Genomic DNA, 23,473 nt, shown 5'->3' with positions numbered 1-23,473 from the left:
TAAGTTATATGTATATTGCGTATGTCACACTTTTGTTAATGGCTTGCTGCGGAAAGCGGGATAAAAAAAACCGACGAGTAATAACACTCGTCGGCGCTCGTGTGAGCGAAGTATTCCGGCACAGGGAATGAGGAAGCGTTAGTCCTTCAGCTCTTTATCACTGATTTAAGGATGTTGAGGGCGGCATCAAAGTGGTCGTCGGGAATGGTCAAGGGATAAAGGAAGCGGATCACATTGCCATATTGACCACAGGTGAGTAGCAGCAGACCCTGTTCCAGCGCGCTTTTCTGGATCCGCTGGGCAGTGATTGCGGAAGGCGCACCCGTCTTCGCATCACAAAATTCCGCCGCAATCATCGAACCCAGGCCGCGAACCTGCACCAGTTCCGCACAGGACTCTTTGCAATCCACCAGCGCAACACGTAAACGTTCGCCAAGAAGGTCCGCACGCTGGCAGAGTTTTTCATCGTCAATAACATCCAGCACCGCATGGGCAGCAGCCACCGCCAGTGGGTTGCCGGCATAGGTGCCGCCTAGTCCGCCTGGTGACGGCGCATCCATTATTTCTGCCTTGCCCACCACACCTGACAGCGGCATCCCTCCCGCCAGGCTCTTGGCCATCGTCATCAGGTCTGGCTGATGGGCATAATGATCCATGGCGAAGAGTTTCCCGGTGCGGGCAAAACCACTCTGCACTTCATCAGCAATCATCACCATGCCGTGCTCATCACAAAGGTGACGAATGGCGGCGATAAGTTCAGCAGGCGCGACATTAAATCCGCCTTCACCCTGTACCGGCTCAAATATAATGGCGGCCACCTGGCTGGGATCAATATCTGCTTTAAACAGACGTTCAATGGCGATCAAAGCATCGGCTGTTGAAATGTTATGCAGCTCGGAAGGATACGGCACGTGGTAAACGGAACCGGGGAATGGGCCAAACCCTTTTTTATAGGGCGCCACTTTACCGGTCAGGGCCATCGTCATGTAGGTGCGACCGTGGAAACCGCCGCTAAAGGCGATAACCCCCGGACGCCCGGTATGCGCGCGTGCAATCTTAATGGCGTTTTCCACCGCTTCCGCTCCGGTTGAGAAGAAGGCGGTTTTCAGTGGGCCGGGGATCGGCACGGCAGCATTAATTTTCTCAGCCAGCGATACGTAGCTCTCGTAAGGCACAATTTGATAGGCGGTATGGGTGAAGGCCTGCAACTGCTGCTCCATCGCCTTCACCAGCCTGGGATGCCGATGGCCGGTGTTCAGCACCGCAATGCCCGCCGCAAAATCGATATAGGTCTTCCCTTCGACGTCGGTGATCGTGCTGTTTTCAGCCGACGCAGCATAAAAATCACACATGACGCCAACACCGCGCGGAGTGGCACTCAGACGACGCTGCTGCAGCTCGTTATTGTTCATAGTCATTGCCTCATCTCTTTACAAAGTGTTTGTAATACCAGAGACAATCTGTCAGCGTTTGGTACCTTAAACGAGAGCCAGACTGTTTTATTTATAGGATCCAAATGCGTTCACTTGCTGGAGATGTGATCAGACAGGCATTTTTTCACCGTGTGGAAGGAAAACTGCATAAGCGACTCTACTCGGCGATCTCTGAGTCGATTCTGAATGGCAACCTCAACCCCGCTGCCCGCATGCCGCCGACGCGCGATCTGGCAAACGAACTTGAGATCTCCCGCAATACCGTGCTGCGGGTGTATGAGCAATTGCAGGCCGAAGGGTATATTTCTACCCAGCAAAGCAATGGAACGTTCGTCACCCACAGCGTACTGGATAATCTGGATGCCCGGCCCCAGGCGTCGGTCAATGCCGAACACCCCGTGGCAGAAGATCGGTCGGTGCTTTCAGACCGATGCCTGCAGTTGCTGCATCATGCCAGCGCAAGTCCCAGCCAGTGGGGGCCTTTTCTTCCCGGCGTACCGGACGTCATTCATTTTCCTCATCGGGTGATGAAGAAGTTCCAGGATCGTCAGGTACGTCATCCCCTTCCGCAGCACCTGACCTACGATTCCACCGGCGGCGCGGACGTGCTGAAGGTGGCCCTGACCGACTATCTGCGGACGGCGCGTGGGGTGCGATGTACGCCCGATCAGATCCTCATCACCCAAGGTATTCATCAGGCGCTGGACCTGGTAACGCGTTCGTTGTGCAATCCCGGTGACAGCGCATGGACTGAGGAGCCGGGGTATTGGGGGATCAAGAATATTCTGCGCATCAACGACGTCGGCATTACGCCGATGCCGGTAGATGAACAGGGCCTTATTCCCGAGCAGACGGTGGGTGCCTCGCCAAAGCTTATCTTCGTCACCCCGTCTCATCAGTATCCTTTGGGGTCGGTGATGAGCCTGAGTCGCCGTCAGCACCTGTTGTCGATCGCCCGGACCTCAGGGAGTTGGATCGTTGAAGATGATTATGACAGTGAGTTCCGTTTTTCCGGCCAACCCGTTCCCTCCTTGCAGGGACTTGAAGAGAACAGTCCGGTTATCTATATCGGCACCTTCAGTAAAACCCTTTATCCGGCACTGCGGCTTGGCTATGTGGTGTTGCCCAAAACGCTCTCAGCACCGCTTAAAAAGATGCACAGTGAACTGTATCGCGGTGGACACCTGCAGGTTCAGGCAGCGCTGGCCGAATTTATTGGTGAAGGATATTACGCGGCGCATATTCGCAAGATGCGCCAGCTCTATGGACGCCGCAGGCAGATTCTGGTCGATTTGATTACCCGCGTTATGGGGATCGATGCCCTGGGGCTCTACAACAGTAACGCAGGTCTTCATCTGATTTTGCAACTGCCCATTGATAGCGATGATGCTGACATTGCACGGCAAGCCAACAACAGTGGCCTGCTGGTGCGGCCCTTATCGCGCTATTTTGTCGGCACGGTGACCTCAAGGGGATTACTGCTGGGATTTGCTCATATGGATGAGCAAGAGCTTGAACCTGCCTTCCTAAAGTTGGCTGCCATCATAAAAGCCAGCCTGGCGGACTGAATCCTGTCATTGTCAGAAGGCACAAACGCATAACAGGCATTATGCTGTTAGCATCTCAGAAGCCCTACCCGGAACAATATGATAATCAACAGCATGGTTTACCGGCCTGGCCGGCAGGATGAAGTCGTGGACATGGAAGATATTAGCGAGGTGATCAAAGAGCCTGACGCCTTTGTCTGGCTGGGTCTTTACCAGCCCGAGCCCGACTTTATGTATAAGGTGCAGGAAGAGTTCGGCCTGCATGAGCTGGCAGTCGAAGACGCCCTGACTGCCCATCAGCGCCCTAAGATCGAGCAGTACGGCGACTCCCTGTTTATCGTAGTGAAAACGGTGAAGGAGCATGAAGGTGACTTCAGCTTTGGCGAAACGCATCTCTTTGCCGGTAAAAACTTTCTGATTACCATCCGCCACGGCGCGTCTGAAAGCTATGCCCCGGTCCGCGCCCGCGCCGCGCAGAATCCGGAGATGCTGTCGCATGGTCCGGGCTATCCGCTGTATTGCATCCTCGATTTCATTACCGATCGCTATTCCGAACTGACTGCCGCGCTGGGCGAAAAAATCAGCGATATGGAAGAATCAATGTTCCGCAGCGATTTTGATCGGGACGCGGTGCAGGTTGTTTACAGCATGCGACGTCATCTGCTGGCGCTGAAGAATGCCGCCGCGCCGGTAGAGGAAATCTGCACCCAGCTGATCCGCATTCATGAACACATCATTCCAAAACCGCTGCGGGCCTATATTCGTGACGTGCAGGATCATGCCAGCCATGTGGTGGCGGATACCGATGACATGCGGGAAATGCTGACCAGCGCCATGCATGTGAATCTGGCGCTGGTGACGGTTCAGCAGAATGAGGTGGTGAAAAAGCTGGCCGGTTGGGGTGCCATTTTGGTGGTTCCAACGGTGGTATTCAGCATGTACGGCATGAATTTTACCCATATGCCGGAACTGCAGGCGCGCTATGGGTATCCGGCAACGCTGGTCGGCACGCTGTTACTGTGCGTGCTGATGTGGCGTAAGCTCAGAAAGTCCAAATGGATTTAACCCATCATCCTTAAAGGCTTCCCTGCCCCTGGACTGAATGCTATTTTTTCGCCGGCTTGCCGGCTGGCGGTTCCGATGCCGTTTCATTTTCAATCGGTGGGACGGCACCAATATCGGCGCCGGTCACCGGATTGACCTGGGGATCGGAGGCGGTTCGGGCCGCAAGGGCATCCAACGCCGCCTGCTGTTTCGCAGGAAGCGTCACGCTTGCCGTTCCGTCTCCGCCATCCACGGCAGGGGCCGGATCGGCAACGTAATCGAAGTTTTCATCCGAGTTCCAACTGCCTCTGACGTCCCCGTCGGCAGACATGTTGTAATAGGCACTGGCGTATTTCTCAATCGGCGGGAGTTTGCCCGGTGGGAAGTTATTGCGGATGGAATAGAGCGCTTTTTCGAAGGAAATCTGGTGCGCGACTTCACGGGTCATCAGGAAGCCAAGCGCATCCTTAACGCCCGGATCGTCGGTCATATTGATCAGGCGTTCATATAAAATCTTCGCTCTTGCTTCAGCAGCAATATTGGAACGCAGGTCAGCGGTAACTTCGCCGATGGTATCGACGTATGCCGCAGTCCAGGGAACCCCGGCAGAGTTGGTTAACGCCGGACCGCCTCCGTACAGCAGCGCAGTCAGGTGGCTGTCATTACCGTTGCCGGTAATACTGCGGTACAGATCCCCTTCCTTCTCGGTGCCTTCTGCCAGGTCACCCTTGGCGCCTTTGTTCAGCATCCCGACCAGCGAACCAATAATTTCCAGATGGCTCAGTTCCTCGGTCGCAATATCCATCAGCATATCTTTGCGTCCCGGATCCTCATCACCCAGTCCCTGAGTGAAGTAACGGCAGGCCGCCGCAAGTTCTCCCTGAGGTCCACCAAACTGTTCCAGCAACAGATTTGCCAGCCCCGGATTTGGGCCTGCCACGCGAACCGTGTACTGCAGTTGTTTTACATGTCTGAACATTGCTTACTCCGGATAACCAGTATTAATAACGAAAAAATGCCCACCGTAGCGGGCATAAAGGAACAGGCTTATTTTTTTGCTTCCACGCCGGGGGTGGCGGAGCGGATCATAAATTGTTCTGTGACGTCAGGGAGATGCTGCAGACACCATTCGGACATGGCGATTTCCTGCTCACGAATTTGGGTGAAAACACGCACGCCTTCGGCGTCACCGACCAGTTTTGCCGCCGCAATCAGCGAGGTATAGCTGGCGATTTCGAGGTTCTCAAAGACATACCCGCTGATGGCACCTTTCACCACTTCATCATCGGCCATCATCCCGCCCATGGCCTGACCCATGGCCGTCAGTTTGCCCATCGCGTCCTTGAAGGTGGAACTTGAGGTGTCGTAACGGTCGATGACGGACTGGACCAGCCCCTGCTGCTGCCGGGTTTCCTCAATATGCTGGTCGATACGCGCCTTAAGGTCGGGATAGTGCTCAAGCCGATCGGACATTTTCTCCAGCATGCTTTCAGCCTGCATTTCCATCGCATGGGCATCTTTTACCCAGGCGAGATAGTTTTCTAAATGCGTCATGATGATCCTCTCAGGTTGATGTTGTGCCCCTTAATTTAACTATTAATTTCCCGTGCAGGATGGGGTTCGCTTTATTTCATCAGTACATTGATCGTAGATGGAATTTAATGATTACATTAGATATTGCAGGAATAAATGGACGATTAAGATTAATCCTAACGTGGTTTTTTTCACTCATTTTCCGCTAGCACTTAAATGCAATTACTGCACTGCAAACTTATCACCGTAGGTTGCGATAAAATATTCCTTTCCGGCCAAATAAAATTCACAACATACTGAATCAAATAGATTTTAATAATTTCCGATCTTGCATGATATTTATTATCAAAGAGAGGGTAATGAAAAACTTAAGGCGTTGATGTCTTTACAGTGCCCTGATTTACATCAGATAAATAGTGGGAAGCGTTTTTCCAAAAATTTTTTCTTGGGATGGCGTTATTAGATTAAAAACTAACACGTCTGCAAAATAATTTCGGCGGGCTGAGATGATTTTATTCCTCGCCACTTCACATGCAAAAACGCGGGAAATCGCGTCCGCTAAAAGCAACCGTCGCATGCGCTGGCGTTAACAATATTCCGCCAGCGTTCGTAAGCTTCTGTAATCCATCAGTGAAATTGTTCTCTGCGTTCCCTTGCCTGCGACAGTGATATAGAAGGATAATCGCCTATGCTGAGTTGTACGGGCCGATCTTCACCCGCGTCGCGCTTGTGACGCTGCCGGTGGCGGATAGCCTGACATTGAGCCCGCGCGAAGCATAAAAGAGAGCAAATTACTGATATGAATAAAGAATTTAACCCACGCCCAGGCCTGATTACCCCGCATCACGTGGCATCACATGCCCGCTGATAATATTTATGCCGAAGAGCGGCTCCCCAGCACGCTACGCAACGCCTGGCGTCTGTTCTATCACGACACCAGCGCGATGGTCGGTTTCTATGCCTTTATTGCGCTGCTGCTGATTTGCATCTTTGGCCGCTTGCTGGCGCCTTACGGGCTGGATCAACAGTTCCTCGGTTACCAATTGCTGCCACCTTCCTGGTCGCGTTATGGCGACGTGTCGTTCTTCCTCGGCACGGACGATCTCGGGCGGGATATTCTCAGCCGCCTGATAAGCGGCGCTGCGCCGACCGTCGGTTCAGCGATCCTGGTCACGTTTTTTGCTGCAGCATGTGCCATGGTTTTAGGGGTGCTGGCCGGCCTGACCAAAGGATTACGCTCGGCGATAATGAACCATATCCTCGATACGCTGCTTTCCATCCCGTCGCTGTTACTGGCGATTATCGTGGTGGCGTTTCTCGGGCCGCGCCTCGAACATGCCCTGCTGGCGGTGTTCCTGGCGATCATTCCCCGGCTGGTTCGCGCCATTTATACCGCGGTGCATGACGAGCTGGAGAAAGACTATGTGATTGCCGCCAGGCTGGACGGCGCAAGCAGCCTGAATATTCTCTGGTATGCCATCCTGCCGAATATCCTCGCCCTGCTGGTTTCTGAATTTACCCGCGCCCTGTCGATGGCGATCCTCGATATTGCCGCGCTGGGGTTCCTGGATCTGGGTGCCCAGCTCCCTTCACCCGAATGGGGCGCGATGCTGGGCGATGCGCTGGAATTGATCTATGTTGCCCCGTGGACGGTGATGCTGCCTGGCGCGGCGATTATGCTCAGCGTGCTAATCGTTAACCTGTTGGGTGACGGTATTCGTCGGGCCATCGTTGCGGGAGTTGAATAGATGCCGTTGCTTGATATTCGTAACCTGACGATTGAATTTATGACCGCCGACGGTCCGGTGAAGGCGGTGGACCGCGTCAGCATCACGCTGACCGAAGGCGAAGTGCGCGGGCTGGTGGGCGAATCGGGTTCCGGCAAAAGCCTGATTGCGAAAGCGATCTGCGGCGTGACAAAAGATAACTGGCGTGTCACCGCCGATCGGATGCGTTTTGATGATATCGATCTGCTGCATCTCTCCCCGCGTGAAAGACGTAAGATCATCGGCCACAACGTCTCGATGATTTTCCAGGAGCCGCAGTCCTGTCTGGATCCGTCTGAAAACATTGGCCAGCAAATCGTGCAGGCCATTCCCGGATGGACCTACAAGGGTCGCTGGTATCAGCGATTCCGCTGGCGTCACCGCCGGGCGATTGAATTGTTGCACCGCGTCGGCATCAAGGATCACAAAGATATTATGGGCAGCTTCCCGTATGAACTGACCGACGGCGAGTGCCAGAAAGTGATGATTGCCATCGCGCTGGCAAACCAGCCGCGCCTGCTGATTGCGGATGAACCCACCAACGCCATGGAACCGACCACTCAGGCACAGATTTTCCGCCTGCTGGCGCGTCTGAACCAAAACAACAACACCACTATCCTGCTGATCAGCCATGACTTGCAGATGCTTAGTCACTGGGCCGACCGCATTAACGTGATGTATTGCGGGCAAACGGTCGAGACCGCCCCGAGCGAAGCGCTGATTGTCGCGCCGCACCATCCTTATACTCAGGCGCTGATCCGCGCGATGCCCGATTTTGGTCTTGCGATGCCCCATAAAAGCCGGCTGAACACCTTGCCCGGTGCCATCCCGTCACTGGAACACTTGCCGATCGGCTGTCGGCTGGGGCCGCGTTGCCCCTATGCGCAGAAGAAGTGTATTGAAACGCCAAGGTTGTCCGGCGCCAAATCCCATCTGTTTGCCTGCCACTTCCCACTTAACATGGAGAGTCAGTAATGGTTGAAACGCTACTGGAAGTGCGCAATCTCAGCAAAACGTTCCGCTATCGCACCGGGCTGTTTCGTCGTCAGCATGTTGAGGCGGTCAAAGAGGTCAGCTTTACGCTGAGAGAACGGCAGACGCTGGCAATCATTGGTGAAAACGGCTCGGGCAAATCGACGCTGGCGAAAATGCTCAGCGGAATGGTGGCGCCAAGTACCGGCGATATTCTGATCGATGACCATCCGCTGGAGTATGGCGATTATGGTTATCGCAGCCAGCGTATCCGGATGATTTTTCAGGACCCGTCAACCTCGCTTAATCCGCGCCAGCGCATTGGCCAGATCCTCGATTTTCCGCTGCGCTTAAACACCGAACTCTCTACGGAAGCGCGCGAGAAACGGATTATTGCCACGCTGCGCCAGGTCGGCCTGCTGCGCGATCATGCGGCGTACTATCCACATATGCTGGCACCGGGTCAGAAACAGCGTGTTGGTCTGGCGCGTGCGCTGATCCTGCAACCCAAAGTGATTATTGCCGATGAGGCGATGGCGTCGCTGGATATGTCGATGCGTTCGCAGCTGATCAATCTGATGCTGGAGCTGCAGGATAAGCACGGGATTTCGTATATCTACGTTACCCAGCATCTGGGGATGATGAAGCACATCAGCGACCAGGTGATTGTGATGCACCAGGGCGAAGTGGTGGAACGCGGCAGCACAGCGGAGGTGCTGGCCTGCCCGCTCCACGATCTGACCAAACGCCTGATTAACAGCCACTTCGGTGAACCGTTAAAAGCCGACGCCTGGCGTAAAGACCTGGCATAAATTCAACTAAGCTTTGCCAGAACCGTGCGGAATGTCTGATTTCGGCACGGTTCACGCCCACTCCCGCGCCGTTATACCATTCCGCTATGTGTTAGCACCGATCATTCTTTGGTTCACCTCAGCGCTTGCGCGAGGATAGTCAGGCTCTTCAGGCCCGTTGACGCGCATACCCCTCTTTCTTTGGTTCACCGGGCCGGTTAACTTGAAAAGGAATGATCATGGAACAGCGCCGTTTTCCCGGCAACAGCCACTGGTATCATGAAACGCAGTCCACATTAACGCCCCATGCTGCGCCGCTGTTTCCAGAAGCGGCCGAGATTGAAGACCGCTTTCTGCTTGGTCTGGCTCAGCAGTATGCCGACACCTTAGGGCCGACCATCAGCCAATGTCAGCCTGCGATGCTGGCTTCGCGAGATTTGTATCATCTGCTGTTGCCGCAGCAGCTGACCACCAGCAAAACCCATACGCTGACCATTTACGATCGTCTGAGCACCGCGCTGACCGTGGCTCAGGTCACCGGCATTCAGCGCTTGTGTAACCACTATGCCGCGCGTCTGAATCCCCTGTCCGGCCCCGACTCTTCCCGCGAGAGCAACCGACGCCTTACCCAGATCACCGAATACGCCCGTCAACTGGCTAGCCAGCCAACCCTGGTTGACAATGTGGCGCTGGCCCGTCTGGATGAAGTGGGATTAACGGCACCGGATATCGTCACCTTCCATCAGCTGATCGGTTTTGTCAGCTATCAGGCGCGTATTGTGGCGGGGATGAATGCCCTGCTGGCCTTGCCGGTGCGCTGGATCCCCGGTGTTACCCTGCCAGAAGATGCGGAGACCGACTGCTTCCAGCATCTGGACGCCTGGCGCCCGTTTTTACCGCCGGTTGAGTTACGTTACGCCTCCGCCAGTCAGCTGGAAGCCTTAACCTGGTGCCAGCCTCAGGAACTGTTGCGTGATAGCGCCTGGCTGCTGGCCCACGATGGTGAAGCATTGTATGGCTGGGGAAATTTACTTAACGCGATGCAGGACGTGACCGGGACTGAAGCCGGTCGGCTGGCTTCCGCCGTCAGTGCGCGCATTAACGGAAGCCCGCTCTGTTTCCAGCAGTTTGCCGATCCGTCGTTACGTGAAGCGCTGCTTGAAGGCGTGGAACAGGCGCTGAATAAAGCCATAGCGGAACAAAAAGCGGTGATCCACTGCGCGGCCCAGTTGACCCGCTCTCCTGAGCGATTCAGTGCCGCCCACCTACAACCGCTGAAAGAAGCCGGTTTTAGCGATCGCGCGGTGTTCAGTATTGTGCAAAGTATCGCGCTGGCGGCGTGGAACAATCGCCTGATGCAGGCTTTGGGTTCCACCGCGCCCGCAGTGGATTCAGCCCGTTAAACTCGGGGCGGATAGCCTTCCGCCCTGTCCTTCGCTTAACCAGCGACGCACCTCATCGAAGAAGTGCTGCGCAAGCGGCGTCGCCCTGCCCGGTTCAGCAATCACCACCGCAGCCTGACGTGACATCGGCGCAATCGCCAGCTTGCGGCTGTGCAGTTCCGGGGTCATTTCCGGCAGCAAATGGCCGCACGGCGAAATCAGACAGCCCAGCCCCACCTGAATCCCCTGCACCAGCTGAAATATCGAAGTGGTTTCCAGCACCACGCGCAGCCGGATATCCGCTTCACGAAAATGCGTATCCAGATAGCGGCGGAAATAGCGTGTCTGCTCGGCAAGGCACAGCGGTACCTCGGCAAGATCGCTCAGTTCCAGCGGCGTGTCCCCAACCAGCTGGGGAAAATGCTGCGGATGAAACACCACTTCCACGCCGTCATCCCGCAAGGGTTCAGCCTGAAAATGCAGCTCGCGCAGGGTGGCCAGCTCAAAGAAACCGATGCCGACATCCACCGTGTGGCTGTTAAGCGCATCCAGCAGCTGGTCCGCGCTTAACACCGCGACGCGATAATCCAACTGGGGATAGCGTTCGCTGATGCCCTTCAGCATCAACGGCAGGGAAATACTGCACTGCGGCACCACGCCGATGCGCAGCGTGCCTTTCACGCCGTGCTTGAGTGATTCCACTTCCAGTTTCAGTCCCTGATATACCGAGACGATTTCACGCGCCCAGGAGAGCACGCGTTCACCTTCTGCGGTGAAGCCATCAAAGTTATTGCTGCGGTTGATCAGCGACAATCCCAGCTCTTTTTCCAGATTCTTCAGGCGCATCGACAGCGTAGGCTGGCTGACAAAGCTGGCTTCCGCCGCACGACCAAAGTGGCGCTCGCGCTCCAGATTGACCAGATAGGTAAGCTGTTTAATGTCCATCGTTGTTAACTTTCATGTGGTGAAGGCGGTCCTTAATGCTGGCATTCGGGTTATCAGATTGAATGAGCGGGCTATTTTCTGGAAAACCCGCTGAAGTTTACTCCCCTTAACAGTCTTCACAAGATGCTGTTCATCATACCGGCTTCGCAGCCGGTATTTTTTTATCGGCAGATTTCAGCCAACGCCCAGCGCTGTTTTCACCTCGTGGGCAATTTTTTCCACCTGCGGACCGTAAATTACCTGCACATCATGATCGCTGACCCGGTTAACGCCATTGGCACCCGTCGACATTAAGGTTTGATCGACCACTTCCCGCATTTCTTTTACCCGCACACGGAGCCGGGTGAAGCAGCAATCGACGTCCTCTATATTGGCTTCGCCGCCAAGGCCGCTGATGATCACCTGGGTTCGCTGATCGGCGCTGACTTTTTGCGGCGCGGTGTCGGCTTCATCCGACTCCCGCCCTGGGGTTTCAACACGCATTTTTGTGATGACAAACTTGAAGCCATAGTAGTAAACCGGCACATATATCAGTCCGAGCACGATGGCCCACCACCACTGCGTTTTACTGCCGCCGAGAATACCAAACACCACCAGATCGATGGCGCCACCCTGGATGTTACCAATCATCAAATGCAGCGCGGACATCAGCATAAATGAGAGCCCGCTGAGCACGGCGTGGAACAGATAGAGCACCGGCGAGACAAAGATAAAGCAGAATTCCAGCGGCTCGGTGATGCCGGTGGTAAAGGAGGTTAGCGCACCCGCCAGCACCAGGGCTTTCACCCGCTGCTTATGCTCCGGTCGCGCGGTGTGGTACATCGCCAGCGCGGCGGCGGGCAAACCAAACATCATTACCGGAATTTTGCCCTGGGCGAGGAACTTGGTGGCATTTTGCACCGTTTCATCGGGGATCGACCCCGGATGGGTTAAGGCGGTGTTGAAGATGTTCAGCGCGCCCACAATGGTCTCGTTGTTTACCGTCGCCACCCCGCCGATGGGCGTAAAGCGCACCGTTTCATTCAGAATATGGTGCAGACCGGTTGGGATGAGCAGCCGCTCACTGGTGCCATAGAGGAATGCGCCATACTGGCCACTTTTGCCAATCAGCTCGCCAACCCAGGCAATGCCTGCGCCGATGGTCGGCCAGATCATCGCCAGCAGCACCCCCACCAGCGGCAGCACCAGCACGGTGATAATCGGCACCAGCCGCCTGCCGCCAAAGAAGCTGATTGCCGTTGGCAACTGCGTGGTATAGAAACGGTTATGAATCATTACCGTCAACAGCCCGGAAATTACCCCACCCAGCACGCTCATATTGTAAGTAAAGATGCCCAGCATCTGAATATATTCGGCGGAAGTCATCATCGCCGCAGTCTGCGTCATGCCTTTGGCCTGCAATGCGTCTGGCGTGGTGGTTGCCGCAGTCAGTCCCTGCGCACCCAGCGTGGCGCTTACGCCAACATGCATAGCGATAAAGCCGATCACCGCCGCAAACGCCGCCGTAGGTTTTTCGGCCTTCGCCAGGCCAATGGCGCTGGCTACCGCAAAGAACAACGGCAGATTGGCAAACAGAGCCCCGGCCACCTTACGAATAAAACCAATGATCAATTGCGGCGTATGCAGGCTGGCAAAGGCTTCGCCAGTGATCGCCGGGTTCTGCATGGCGGCGGCCACACCAAGGAAAATACCGGCGGCGGCGATCACCGAAATCGGCATCATCAGCGCCTTGCCGAACGCATGGATTTTGCTGGCAAATTCTTTCACAGGCACCTCGTCGTCACTGAAGAAAGGTTAATTATTAGCCTGTTCCTGGCAACGAGCCTGGTAAAGACACAATGCGACGGGCGATTCTTTGAGTCAGTTCACGCTTTTGCGATAAACACCGCCTATCGCACCATTAAACCAATCAATTAGACAATTTTTTTACCGGGTTGCAGACTAATCCCACAAAAGAAGCAATAGTTTCTTAACAACTCTAAAACAATTAAGACACCTGTGAAGCCCAATGAAATTTAAAACTGAAATTAAGCCGTATAAGGCTGCGGCAGGCGGCTGGGGATCTCTTGAAGCCACCACCCGTTTTGTCTTTGACAGTAAACAAGTCCTGAAAAACATGCGTAACCTGATGCGCATGAACAAAGCCAAAGGCTTTGACTGCCCGGGCTGCGCCTGGGGAGATGACAATAAAAGCACCTTCAGCTTCTGCGAAAACGGCGCGAAAGCCGTGACCTGGGAAGCGACCCGCCGTTATGTCGATGCCAGCTTCTTTGAAAAGTACAGCGTCTCTTCCCTGTATCAGCAGAGTGACTACTTCCTTGAGTATCAGGGGCGTCTGACTGAACCCTTGCGTTATAACCGCGAAACGGATCACTACGAACCGATTAGCTGGGATGATGCCTTTAAGCTGATCGCCAAACATATCAAGGCGATGGACAATCCGGATCAAATGGAGCTGTACACCTCCGGCCGCGCCAGTAATGAAGCGTCCTGGCTGTATCAGTTGTTTGGTCGCATGAACGGCAGCAACAACTTCCCTGACTGCTCCAATATGTGTCATGAAGCCAGCGGCACCGGCCTTAAACGCAGCATTGGCGTGGGTAAAGGCACCATCCGCCTGGACGATTTTGACCATGCTGATGCGATTTTCGTCTTCGGTCAGAACCCGGGCACCAACCATCCACGTATGCTGCACAGCCTGCGTCACGCTGCCGATCACGGCGCGAAAATCGTCACCTTCAATACCCTGCGCGAACGCGGTCTGGAACGCTTTGCCGATCCGCAAAAACCGCTGGAAGTGGTCACCAGCAAAGCCGGCACCATCAGCTCGACCTATTACCAGCCGAACCTCGGTGGTGATATGGCGGCGATCCGTGGCATGGTCAAAGCCCTGTCGCAATCCCATAACGAACTGATTGCCGCCGGTGAAAAAGGCCTGTTTGATGAAGTGTTCATCAATGCCAAAACCGAAGGGATGGAAGAATATCTGGCGGTGGTTGAAGCGACAGACTGGGCGCAAATTGTCCAGCAGTCGGGGCTTACCGAGCAGCAAATCCGTGAAGCGGCGGCGATTTATCAAAGCGCCGAGCGGGTGATCTGTACCTGGGCGATGGGCATTACCCAGCACAAACACTCGGTTGATACGGTGCGTGAAATCACCAACCTGCAACTGCTGTTTGGACAGTTAGGAAAAAAAGGCGCGGGCCTTTGTCCGGTGCGTGGCCACAGTAATGTGCAGGGCAACCGTACCATGGGCATCGATGAAAAGCCTTCCAAGGCCTTCCTCGACAGCATGGCGGCGCATTTTGGCTTCGAGCCGCCACGCAACATCGGTCATAACACCGTTGAAGCGCTGGAAGCGATGCTGCGAAATGAAATTAAAGTGCTGATTGCGCTGGGTGGCAACCTTGCCGCTGCGGCACCGGACAGCCCGCGCACTGAAGAAGCGCTGCGTCGCTGCGAACTGACGGTGCAAATCAGCACCAAACTGAACCGCAGCCACCTGTGCCCGGGTGCGGTTGATGCGCTGATCCTGCCAACCATTGGCCGTACCGAGCAGGATATCCAGGCGTCCGGTCCGCAGTTCATCACCGTTGAAGACTCCTTCAGCATGGTTCACGCCTCTGAAGGCGTCGGCAAACCGATTGCCGATACCCAGCGTTCAGAAACGGCGATTGTCGCCGGCATCGCCAACGCCGTGCTCGGCAATCAGAAGCTGGACTGGCTGGAACTGGCCGCCGATTACAACAAGATCCGTGACCATATCGCCGCCACCATTCCGGGCTTCGCCGACTTCAATCAGAAGTGCGACATTAAAGGCGGATTCTACCTGGGCAATGCCGCAGCCGAATTCCGCTTCAACACCCTGAACAATAAGGCCCAGTTCAGCAGCGCACGCTTGCCGGACTCTCTGTTCCCGCAGTTGGGCGATGTTGAGGTGCCGTTCACCCTGCAGACGCTCCGCTCGCATGACCAGTACAACACCACCATCTACGGCCTTGATGACCGTTATCGTGGCGTTTATGGTCAGCGCGAAGTGCTGTTTATGCACCCGGACGATATGGCAAAAATGGGCTTCACGGCCGGCGATGATGTCGATATCGAAACCCTGTGGAATGACGGAATTATCCGTAAAGTGTTCAACTTCAAGTTGGTCTCTTACAATATTCCTCAGGGCAACCTTGCCGCCTATTATCCGGAAACCAATCCGCTGGTTCCCCTTTCCAGCTTCGGTGACGGCAGCGGGACGCCAACCTCCAAATCGGTGCCGGTGAAAATCACCCTCTCCGAGGCGAAACCGGGCCTGCGCATCGCCTGAGTTCACTGCGTTTTCAGAAATTAATCAAAGCCGGGTTTCCCGGCTTTTTACTTGCCGCGAAGCGGTTAATCGCGTAAAACTGTCTGCCGCTCTTAGGCCACGAAAACTGTTGAGATTATGTTCCAGGATAACCCGCTGCTCGCGCAGCTCAAAGAGAAACTCCACTCCCAGACGCCGCGTGTTGAAGGGGTAGTGAAAGGCACCGAAAAAGGCTTTGGCTTCCTGGAAGTCGACGCACAAAAAAGTTACTTCATTCCACCGCCGTTCATGAAAAAAGTCATGCACGGCGATCGCGTGGTCGCCGTCCTGCAAACCGATAAGGATCGTGAAGTTGCCGATCCGGAAAAGCTGATTGAGCCTTTCCTGACCCGTTTTGTTGGCCGCGTACAGCGCAAAGACGATCGCCTGTCGATCGTTCCCGATCATCCCCTGATGAAAGACGCGATTCAGTGTCGTGCCGATCGTAACGTGACGCATGATTTCCAGAATGGCGACTGGGCCGTGGCGGAAATGCGCCGCCACCCGCTGAAAGGCGATCGCACTTTCTACGCTGAACTGACGGCGTTTATCACCACGGCTGACGATCACTTAGCCCCCTGGTGGGTCACCCTCTCCCGTCACAATCTTGAGCGTGAGGCGCCAGACGCGACCGCCGGCGAAATGCTGGACGAGCAGTTGGAACGTGAAGACCTCACTGCCCTTGAATTCGTTACCATCGACAGCGCCAGCACCGAAGATATGGATGATGCGCTGTATGTGGAAGAAGCCGCCGACGGTGCGCTGCGTCTGACCATCGCCATCGCCGATCCGACTGCCTATGTGGCTGCCGGTAGCGAGCTGGATGCGATTGCCGCTGAGCGTTCATTCACTAACTATCTGCCGGGCTTCAACATCCCAATGTTGCCGCGTCAGCTGTCTGATGACATCTGTTCGCTGCGCCCGAACGAGCGCCGTCCGGTGCTGGCTTGCCGCGTGAACGTGGCAGCAGACGGCACCCTGAGTGAAGAGATTCACTTCTTTGCCGCGTGGATTGAGTCCAAAGCGAAACTGGCTTACGACAACGTCTCCGACTGGCTGGAAAGCGACGGTGCCAGCGAATGGCAGCCTGAGAACGACGCGATTGCGGCGCAGATCCCTCTGCTGCATCGCCTGTGCCTGGCGCGCAGCGAATGGCGTCAAACCCATGCGCTGGTGTTCAAAGATCGCCCTGACTTCCGCTTCCTGTTGGGCGAGAAAGGCGAAGTGCTGGATATCGTGGCTGAGCACCGCCGCATTGCTAACCGCATTGTGGAAGAAGCGATGATCACCGCCAATATCTGTGCCGGCACCGTGCTGCGTGAGAAACTGGGCTTCGGCATCTACAACATCCATCTGGGCTTTGATGCCGAGAAAGCGGAACTGGCGGCCACCATGCTGGAAAACCACGGCCTGAAAGTGGATCCGCTGGCGATCGCCACCCTGTCAGGTTTCCGCGAACTGCGCCGCGAGCTGGATTCACAACCGACACAGTTCCTGGACAGCCGCATCCGTCGTTTCCAGTCGTTTGCTGAAGTCAGCACCGAGCCGGGCCCGCACTTTGGCCTGGGTCTGGAGGCGTATGCCACCTGGACTTCACCGATCCGTAAGTATGGCGATATGATCAACCATCGCCTGCTGAAAGCGATGATCAAAGGGGAAGAAGCCCGCCGTCCAAATGATGACATCACGGTGAAGATGGGCGAACGTCGCCGTCAGAACCGCATGGCGGAACGTGACGTTGGTGACTGGCTGTACTCGCGCTTCCTGCAGAGCGCGGCGGGCACCGACCAGCGTTTCGGTGCAGAAGTCATCGACGTTTCTCGCGGCGGTATGCGCGTCCGTCTGACGGCGAACGGCGCGGTTGCCTTTATCCCGGCACCGTTCATCCACGCCGTGCGTGATGAGCTGGTATGCAGCCAGGAAAATGGCACCGTGCAGATCAAAGGTGAAGTGGCTTACCGCGTGACCGATTTGATCGAAGTGACCATTGCTGAAGTCCGTATGGAAAACCGCAGCGTGGTTGCACGCCCGGTAGCCTAACGGCTTTTCAGGTGGGATAGCGTCCGTTATCCCACCTGACATCTCTTCCCCTCCTCCGCAACAGAAAAAAAGCTTCTCGCCTCACACTTCTCCCTGCCTTCGCTTTCATTAACAAACAATTACATTACTTTAAGTTCTTGTTCAGACCTTCTTATGGATCCTGCAAGGAGTAATGTGATGAAAAACGTCAAAACCGGCGTCACCTGGTCCGCGGTGGCGTTAATCGGAGCCGGGGCGTTTGCTATGCTGGCGCTCAGCCGTGGCGAACATGTTAATGCATTGTGGTTGGTGGTGGCTTCCATCGCGTGCTACAGCATTGCTTACCGTTTTTACAGCCTGTTTATCGCTAAAAATATCTTTGAGTTAGACGATCGTCGCCGCACACCGGCGGAACGTAATAACGATGGTCTGGATTATGTTCCCACCAATAAATGGGTGCTGTTCGGCCACCATTTTGCCGCCATCGCCGGTGCCGGTCCGCTGGTTGGGCCGATCCTCGCCGCGCAGATGGGCTTTCTGCCCGGCACCATCTGGATCCTGGTGGGCGTGATGATGGCCGGTGCGGTGCAGGACTTCCTGATCCTGTTTATTTCGACCCGCAGAGACGGACGCTCACTCGGTGAAATGGCTAAACAGGAGCTCGGTGCCTTTGCCGGTGTGGTCACCATGCTCGGGGCGTTGGGCGTGATGATCATTATTCTTTCCGCCCTCGCGCTGGTGGTGGTTAAGGCGCTGGCAAACAGTCCGTGGGGATTGTTCACCATCGCGGCAACCATCCCGATTGCGCTGTTTATGGGCATTTATATGCGTTTTATTCGCCCCGGAAAAATCGCGGAAGTGTCACTGATTGGCTTTGTGCTGATGATGGCAGCGATTATCTATGGCGGTGATATCGCGCAACATCCCTACTGGGGACCGTTCTTCACGCTGAAAGGCACGACCCTGACCTGGGTGCTGGTTATTTACGGCTTTATTGCTTCGGTTCTGCCGGTGTGGCTGTTACTGGCGCCGCGTGATTATCTGTCTACCTTCCTGAAAATAGGCGTTATTGCGGGCCTCGCGGTTGGGATTCTGTTTGCCATGCCGGAAATGAAAATGCCGGCGGTAACCCGCTTTATCGACGGTAGCGGCCCGGTGTTTTCCGGTGCCTTGTTCCCGTTCCTGTTTATCACCATCGCCTGCGGCGCGATCTCCGGGTTCCATGCGCTGGTTTCCAGCGGGACCACGCCGAAGCTGATTGAGCGTGAGAGCCATATTCGTTTTATCGGCTACGGCGCGATGCTGATGGAGTCGTTCGTGGCCATCATGGCGTTGATTTGCGCCTCGGTGATTGAACCTGGCGTGTACTTCGCGATGAACTCCCCCGCCGCATTAATTGGCACCACGGTGGAAACCGCCTCGCAGGCGATCAACAGCTGGGGCTTTGTGGTGACGCCTGAAATGCTGACCGGCATTGCCCGGGACGTCGGCGAAAGCACTATCCTCTCCCGTGCCGGCGGTGCGCCAACCTTCGCGGTAGGCATGGCGCATATCATTACCGAGGTGTTTAACAGCCGGGTGATGATGGCGTTCTGGTATCACTTCGCAATCCTGTTCGAAGCGCTGTTTATTCTTACCGCGGTCGATGCCGGCACGCGCGCCTGTCGTTTTATGGTGCAGGATTTGGTCGGCGTGGTGGTGCCTTCAATGGCCAACAACCGTTCCTGGTTAGGCAATATGGCCGGCACCACGGTGGCGGTGGCCGGCTGGGGTTTCTTCGTTTATCAGGGCGTGGTCGATCCGCTGGGCGGCATCAACACGCTGTGGCCGCTGTTCGGCATCGGTAACCAGATGCTGGCGTCGATGGCTTTGATCCTCGGCACCGTGGTGTTGTTCAAAATGAAGAAGCAGCGTTATGCCTGGGTGACCATCCTGCCGACCGTCTGGCTGTTTATCACCTCGATGACCGCGGGCTGGCAGAAGATTTTCCATGAGAAGCCGAGCATTGGTTTCCTGGCGCAGGCCAATAAGTTCTCTAAAGGGATCGATAACGGCATCATTATTGCCCCGGCCAAATCCGTGGCAGATATGCAAACCATCGTCTTCAGCAATCAAATCAATGCCGCGCTCTGCGCCTTCTTTATGCTGGTGGCGGTGACGATGTTGATTTCTGCCTTCTTCGTGATCCGTCGCGCGCTGAACAGCGCAACACCGACTACCCACGAAACCGCCGTTTCCTTACGCAGTGAGGCTCGCCATGTCTGATGCTATTTTTGCGATACCTAAACGACGTTCTATGATCATTTATCGCTGCCTGGCGATGAATAGCACAAAATCACCAGAGAAATTAACGTTACGCCTTCTTATGTCACGTGTGGCGCAAACCTTCCGCCTGATGGTGGGCGTACAGGATTACCCTGGTTATCTTCGGCACATGAATCTGCAGCATCCTCAGACTAAACCTATGACAGAGAAAGAATTTCATCGCTACTGTCTTGATGCCCGCTTCCCGAGTAAAGCCGGGAAGTTAGGCAAATGCCCCTGCTAATCCACGCCCCCGATCGTCAGATCGGGGCATTTTCTTCTCCCCGTTAATTTCTGCTGGAAAAATATATCTGAGATACACCTTGAGATTATACTGGTTGCCGAATACTGTTGCTAAAATAAGAAGATACAGCCTTCATTGCATCCCTCAAGGAGACACCAGATGACCGATGAACCGGGGCAATCATTACTTTATACCTATTTTGGTACCACCAGCCCTCATTGGCGTTTAATGGCAGACAGCGATGCACTCCTTTTTGCTGAGGATGAACAGGCAAGTACACATATCGCCGTGGCGCTAACTGGCCCACAGGCCAGCCTGATCCGCAGCATGACGGTAATTACGTCCAGCGTTAACCTGACACTGTCCCTCTACGGTGAGCCTCTTTCTATGCATCTGGTCGGCAGAAGAGTTAATCAAACCTCATGGGCCGGCAGCGCGTCCGCGTGGGGAGATACCTCCGCCGTGGCTCGCGATCTGGTACTGGGACTCTCATTTGCCGAACAGGTGGTTTCGGAAGCCAATTCGGTGATCGTCATTGTCGATCAGCGCGGCAACATTCAGCGCTTTAATCGATTGAGCGAAGAATATACCGGCCTGAAAGAACAGGAAGTGATTGGCCGTAATGTGTTCCAGCTGTTTATGACCAAGCAGGAAGCCTCGTCTTCCCGCCGTAATATCAGCGGCTTTTTCCGCGATGGCAGCTCTTACGAAGTTGAACGCTGGATCAAAACCAAAAAGGGCCAGCGCCTGTTCCTGTTCCGCAATAAATTTGTCCACAGCGGCAGCGGGAAAAATGAGATCTACCTGATCTGCTCGGGGACAGACATTACTGAAGAACGTCGCGCTCAGGAGCGCCTGCGCGTGCTGGCGAATACCGACACCATTACCGGACTGCCAAACCGCAATGCGATTAACCACGCTATCGCTGAGGCGCTGGAACAGCGTGTTGAGCAGCAGATTGGCATCGTCTATCTCGACCTCGACAACTTTAAGAAGGTCAACGATGCCTACGGGCACATGTTTGGCGATCAGCTATTGCAGGCGGTCTCGCTGGCGATTTTAAGCTGTCTGGATAAAGATCAGACCCTGGCACGTCTGGGCGGTGATGAATTCATCGTGCTGGCCACCGCCGCCAGTCAGGCTTCGCTGGAAGCGATGGCATCACGCATCCTCGATCGTCTGAAACAGCCGTTCCGTATCGGCCTGATTGAAGTCTATTCAGGTTGCTCCATTGGCATCGCGGTCAGCCCGCAGCACGGCGAAGATAAAGAAAGCCTGATGCGCAATGCTGACACCGCCATGTATACAGCCAAAGAAAATGGTCGTGGTAAATTCTGCATCTTCTCTGCCGAAATGAACCAACGGGTATTTGAATATCTGTGGCTGGATACCAACCTGCGCAAAGCGCTGGATCAGAATCAGCTGATTATCCATTATCAGCCAAAAGTTGACGGAAATGGCGAGGTGAAAAGCGTGGAGGCGCTGGTGCGCTGGCTTTCGCCGGAACGTGGTCTGGTGCCGCCAGGCGATTTTATCTCTTATGCCGAAGAGTCGGGATTAATTGTGCCGCTCGGTCGCTGGGTGATGCTGACTGCGCTTGAACAGGTCGTTCGCTGGCGGGAGAAAGGCATCGATTTACGCGTGGCGGTGAATGTCTCCGCCCGTCAGCTGACCGATCAGAGTATTTATACCGATCTGAAACTGGCGCTGGAGCAGTTGAATCTGTCGCGCTGCCCGATTGATATTGAACTGACTGAAAGTTGCCTGATCGAGAATGAAGAAAAGGCGCTGGCGTTGATGTTGCAGTTCCAGCAGCTGGGCGCAGAGGTGCATCTGGACGACTTCGGTACCGGATATTCCTCGCTTTCACAGCTGGCTCGCGTGCCCATTGACGCAATTAAGCTCGACCAGAGTTTTGTCCGCAACGTAAACGATCAGCCGGTATCGCAGTCGTTAGTTAAGGCGATTGTGGCGGTGGCGAAGGCGCTGGATTTGCAGGTTATTGCTGAAGGGATCGAAACCAAAGAGGAAGAGGCCTTTGTCCTGGCGAGTGGTGTGGATACCCGCCAGGGTTATTTATATGCCAGACCCATGCCCGCCGACGATATCGAGCACTGGCTGGCGAACCGGACTAATGCTTAGCCGACTTTACGTAAAACCTGCGCACTGTGACGGTTCTGCAACTGTACCAGACGTTCCATATAGGCAATATCCTTCGGTTCAATGGTGAACGCGAAGTCTACCCAGTCTTCCGTGATATCCATCAGCTCTGCGCGCGTCAGCTGTAACACACGCTGACGCGCTTTGAGCATCGCCTTCACGCCGTTCAGTTTTGGCTTCATGGTGTCGATAAACGTACGCGTCGCCTGGTAACCATCACCCGGCTGGAACAGCTTATCGACCAGTCCACGTTGTTCAAACCATTCGGCGGTATGTGACTCCCCTTCACAGATCAGCTCTTCCGCCAGTTTCATCCCTGAACGACGGGCGACCAGTGAATAGCCCCCCATGCCAGGAAACAGGTTGAACGCAATTTCCGGGAAGCCCATGCGGGCGGTGTTTTGCGCCAGGATAAAGTGGTGGGCCAATGCAGCCTCGAAGCCACCACCCAAAGCGCTGCCTTCAATCATAGCAATACTGACTGCGCCGGTATCAAAGCCGCGTGCTGCGGCATGAATGCAGTCCACGCAGGCCCGGGCATACGCCCTCAGTGCTTCACGCCGTCCATTTTTAATCGATTCAACAAAGAACCGCAGATCGCCACCGGCGTTAAACATCGTCGGAACCAGCGAACCGGTCACCCAAAAGTCGATGGGTAAGCCAGAACGCTGAGCGGCATAACTGAGGTTCATGATCTCTTCGATCAGCTCGTGATTGAAGCTTGGACGCGGTTGCGCGCGAAGTAACATCCACATGGTGCGACGCCCTTCCTCGTAGTACGCGGAGAGCTGTGTGGTTTGTCCAACTTCGCTAAACAACCTGCATGTAGTCTGATTAATTACTGTCATTATCTTATCCTCTGGTTATGGGAGCGCTTAAGCGCGGTTCCAGCGTAATCCAGAGCGGGTAATCACAAAATCTGGTTTTGATTTTTAAGATAAAACAGGTGGGAAGGATGAGCAGTCAAGCGAAAAATAGTGCTAAATATTGCCAGACC

17 protein-coding genes are annotated in these 23,473 nt (G+C 55.0%); 11 read left to right on the top strand and 6 right to left on the bottom strand.

Annotated elements, in window-relative coordinates; translation table 11 throughout:
* Positions 1-146: 146 nt before the first annotated feature.
* On the bottom strand, positions 147-1,412 hold the full coding sequence (puuE, locus tag AC0IXH_RS05485) for a 4-aminobutyrate transaminase (RefSeq protein ID WP_471721121.1): 1,266 nt from the start codon (positions 1,410-1,412) through the stop codon (positions 147-149).
* Positions 1,413-1,516: 104 nt separating this feature from the next.
* Here puuE and pdxR point away from each other — a divergent pair, with 104 nt between their 5' ends.
* Both pdxR and AC0IXH_RS05475 read left to right on the top strand, forming a co-directional pair.
* A complete protein-coding gene (gene pdxR, locus AC0IXH_RS05480) occupies positions 1,517-3,001 on the top strand; it encodes a MocR-like pyridoxine biosynthesis transcription factor PdxR (protein ID WP_471720119.1) in 1,485 nt (494 codons plus the stop codon).
* A gap of 78 nt (positions 3,002-3,079) precedes the next feature.
* Positions 3,080-4,045 (top strand): magnesium and cobalt transport protein CorA, encoded by a 966-nt coding sequence (locus AC0IXH_RS05475; protein WP_013202355.1) that lies wholly within the window; start codon positions 3,080-3,082, stop codon positions 4,043-4,045.
* A gap of 40 nt (positions 4,046-4,085) precedes the next feature.
* On the opposite strand, the gene AC0IXH_RS05470 is transcribed toward AC0IXH_RS05475, so the two are convergent.
* Positions 4,086-5,003 (bottom strand): manganese catalase family protein, encoded by a 918-nt coding sequence (locus AC0IXH_RS05470; RefSeq protein WP_013202356.1) that lies wholly within the window; start codon positions 5,001-5,003, stop codon positions 4,086-4,088.
* Between the two features lie 68 nt (positions 5,004-5,071).
* Positions 5,072-5,578: a ferritin-like domain-containing protein gene (locus tag AC0IXH_RS05465; protein WP_013202357.1), complete on the bottom strand. Its 507-nt coding sequence runs from the start codon at positions 5,576-5,578 to the stop codon at positions 5,072-5,074.
* Between the two features lie 836 nt (positions 5,579-6,414).
* Between AC0IXH_RS05465 and sapC the strand changes: the two genes are divergently transcribed.
* The 4 genes from sapC (at position 6,415) to AC0IXH_RS05445 (ending at position 10,489) form a co-directional block, all read left to right on the top strand.
* Positions 6,415-7,305, top strand: coding sequence for a putrescine export ABC transporter permease SapC (sapC, locus tag AC0IXH_RS05460; RefSeq protein ID WP_013202359.1), 891 nt, complete (start codon positions 6,415-6,417; stop codon positions 7,303-7,305).
* The gene (sapD, locus tag AC0IXH_RS05455; protein WP_151037334.1) at positions 7,306-8,298 is read left to right on the top strand and encodes a putrescine export ABC transporter ATP-binding protein SapD; all 993 of its coding nucleotides are present in this window, start codon (positions 7,306-7,308) and stop codon (positions 8,296-8,298) included.
* On the top strand, positions 8,298-9,107 hold the full coding sequence (gene sapF, locus AC0IXH_RS05450; RefSeq protein WP_013202361.1) for a putrescine export ABC transporter ATP-binding protein SapF: 810 nt from the start codon (positions 8,298-8,300) through the stop codon (positions 9,105-9,107). Before sapD ends, sapF begins: the two co-directional genes overlap by 1 nt.
* A gap of 218 nt (positions 9,108-9,325) precedes the next feature.
* Entirely contained in the window at positions 9,326-10,489 is a 1,164-nt protein-coding gene (locus AC0IXH_RS05445; protein ID WP_471720118.1) for a CMD domain-containing protein, read from the top strand.
* Here the strand turns inward: AC0IXH_RS05445 and AC0IXH_RS05440 are convergent.
* Both AC0IXH_RS05440 and AC0IXH_RS05435 read right to left on the bottom strand, forming a co-directional pair.
* Entirely contained in the window at positions 10,478-11,413 is a 936-nt protein-coding gene (locus tag AC0IXH_RS05440) for a LysR family transcriptional regulator (protein ID WP_455863735.1), read from the bottom strand. The genes AC0IXH_RS05445 and AC0IXH_RS05440 overlap by 12 nt on opposite strands.
* 174 nt (positions 11,414-11,587) lie before the next feature.
* Positions 11,588-13,135 carry a PTS transporter subunit EIIC gene (locus tag AC0IXH_RS05435; RefSeq protein WP_471721120.1) on the bottom strand — a complete coding sequence of 516 codons (1,548 nt, stop codon included), beginning with the start codon at positions 13,133-13,135 and terminating at the stop codon, positions 11,588-11,590.
* Between the two features lie 286 nt (positions 13,136-13,421).
* Between AC0IXH_RS05435 and AC0IXH_RS05430 the strand changes: the two genes are divergently transcribed.
* From AC0IXH_RS05430 to pdeR, 5 genes are all read left to right on the top strand, one after another.
* Positions 13,422-15,731 (top strand): FdhF/YdeP family oxidoreductase, encoded by a 2,310-nt coding sequence (locus AC0IXH_RS05430; protein WP_206400949.1) that lies wholly within the window; start codon positions 13,422-13,424, stop codon positions 15,729-15,731.
* Positions 15,732-15,848: 117 nt separating this feature from the next.
* Positions 15,849-17,789: an exoribonuclease II gene (locus tag AC0IXH_RS05425; protein ID WP_471720117.1), complete on the top strand. Its 1,941-nt coding sequence runs from the start codon at positions 15,849-15,851 to the stop codon at positions 17,787-17,789.
* A 177-nt stretch (positions 17,790-17,966) separates the two neighbouring features.
* A complete protein-coding gene (locus AC0IXH_RS05420) occupies positions 17,967-20,033 on the top strand; it encodes a carbon starvation CstA family protein (protein WP_053142869.1) in 2,067 nt (688 codons plus the stop codon).
* On the top strand, positions 20,026-20,316 hold the full coding sequence (locus AC0IXH_RS05415) for a YbdD/YjiX family protein (RefSeq protein WP_428980695.1): 291 nt from the start codon (positions 20,026-20,028) through the stop codon (positions 20,314-20,316). Before AC0IXH_RS05420 ends, AC0IXH_RS05415 begins: the two co-directional genes overlap by 8 nt.
* 159 nt (positions 20,317-20,475) lie before the next feature.
* Complete coding sequence (pdeR, locus tag AC0IXH_RS05410; protein ID WP_013202369.1) at positions 20,476-22,458, top strand: cyclic di-GMP phosphodiesterase; 1,983 nt, start codon at positions 20,476-20,478, stop codon at positions 22,456-22,458.
* Here the strand turns inward: pdeR and AC0IXH_RS05405 are convergent.
* Positions 22,455-23,324, bottom strand: a complete 870-nt coding sequence (locus AC0IXH_RS05405) for a crotonase/enoyl-CoA hydratase family protein (RefSeq protein ID WP_013202370.1) — start codon at positions 23,322-23,324, stop codon at positions 22,455-22,457. The two genes, pdeR and AC0IXH_RS05405, sit on opposite strands and share 4 nt — an antisense overlap.
* Positions 23,325-23,473 lie beyond the last annotated feature (149 nt).

The organism is Erwinia sp. AC075, from assembly GCF_979253995.1.
Note: the sequence above shows the minus strand (reverse complement) of the source record. Positions and strands in the feature narration are given on the sequence as shown.

Coding starts and splice junctions, on each gene's coding strand:
- puuE (WP_471721121.1), bottom strand. CDS start 1,412: ATGAACAATAACGAGCTGCAGCAGCGTCGTCTGAGTGCCACTCCGCGC.
- pdxR (WP_471720119.1), top strand. CDS start 1,517: ATGCGTTCACTTGCTGGAGATGTGATCAGACAGGCATTTTTTCACCGT.
- AC0IXH_RS05475 (WP_013202355.1), top strand. CDS start 3,080: ATGATAATCAACAGCATGGTTTACCGGCCTGGCCGGCAGGATGAAGTC.
- AC0IXH_RS05470 (WP_013202356.1), bottom strand. CDS start 5,003: ATGTTCAGACATGTAAAACAACTGCAGTACACGGTTCGCGTGGCAGGC.
- AC0IXH_RS05465 (WP_013202357.1), bottom strand. CDS start 5,578: ATGACGCATTTAGAAAACTATCTCGCCTGGGTAAAAGATGCCCATGCG.
- sapC (WP_013202359.1), top strand. CDS start 6,415: ATGCCCGCTGATAATATTTATGCCGAAGAGCGGCTCCCCAGCACGCTA.
- sapD (WP_151037334.1), top strand. CDS start 7,306: ATGCCGTTGCTTGATATTCGTAACCTGACGATTGAATTTATGACCGCC.
- sapF (WP_013202361.1), top strand. CDS start 8,298: ATGGTTGAAACGCTACTGGAAGTGCGCAATCTCAGCAAAACGTTCCGC.
- AC0IXH_RS05445 (WP_471720118.1), top strand. CDS start 9,326: ATGGAACAGCGCCGTTTTCCCGGCAACAGCCACTGGTATCATGAAACG.
- AC0IXH_RS05440 (WP_455863735.1), bottom strand. CDS start 11,413: ATGGACATTAAACAGCTTACCTATCTGGTCAATCTGGAGCGCGAGCGC.
- AC0IXH_RS05435 (WP_471721120.1), bottom strand. CDS start 13,135: ATGATGCCGATTTCGGTGATCGCCGCCGCCGGTATTTTCCTTGGTGTG.
- AC0IXH_RS05430 (WP_206400949.1), top strand. CDS start 13,422: ATGAAATTTAAAACTGAAATTAAGCCGTATAAGGCTGCGGCAGGCGGC.
- AC0IXH_RS05425 (WP_471720117.1), top strand. CDS start 15,849: ATGTTCCAGGATAACCCGCTGCTCGCGCAGCTCAAAGAGAAACTCCAC.
- AC0IXH_RS05420 (WP_053142869.1), top strand. CDS start 17,967: ATGAAAAACGTCAAAACCGGCGTCACCTGGTCCGCGGTGGCGTTAATC.
- AC0IXH_RS05415 (WP_428980695.1), top strand. CDS start 20,026: ATGTCTGATGCTATTTTTGCGATACCTAAACGACGTTCTATGATCATT.
- pdeR (WP_013202369.1), top strand. CDS start 20,476: ATGACCGATGAACCGGGGCAATCATTACTTTATACCTATTTTGGTACC.
- AC0IXH_RS05405 (WP_013202370.1), bottom strand. CDS start 23,324: ATGACAGTAATTAATCAGACTACATGCAGGTTGTTTAGCGAAGTTGGA.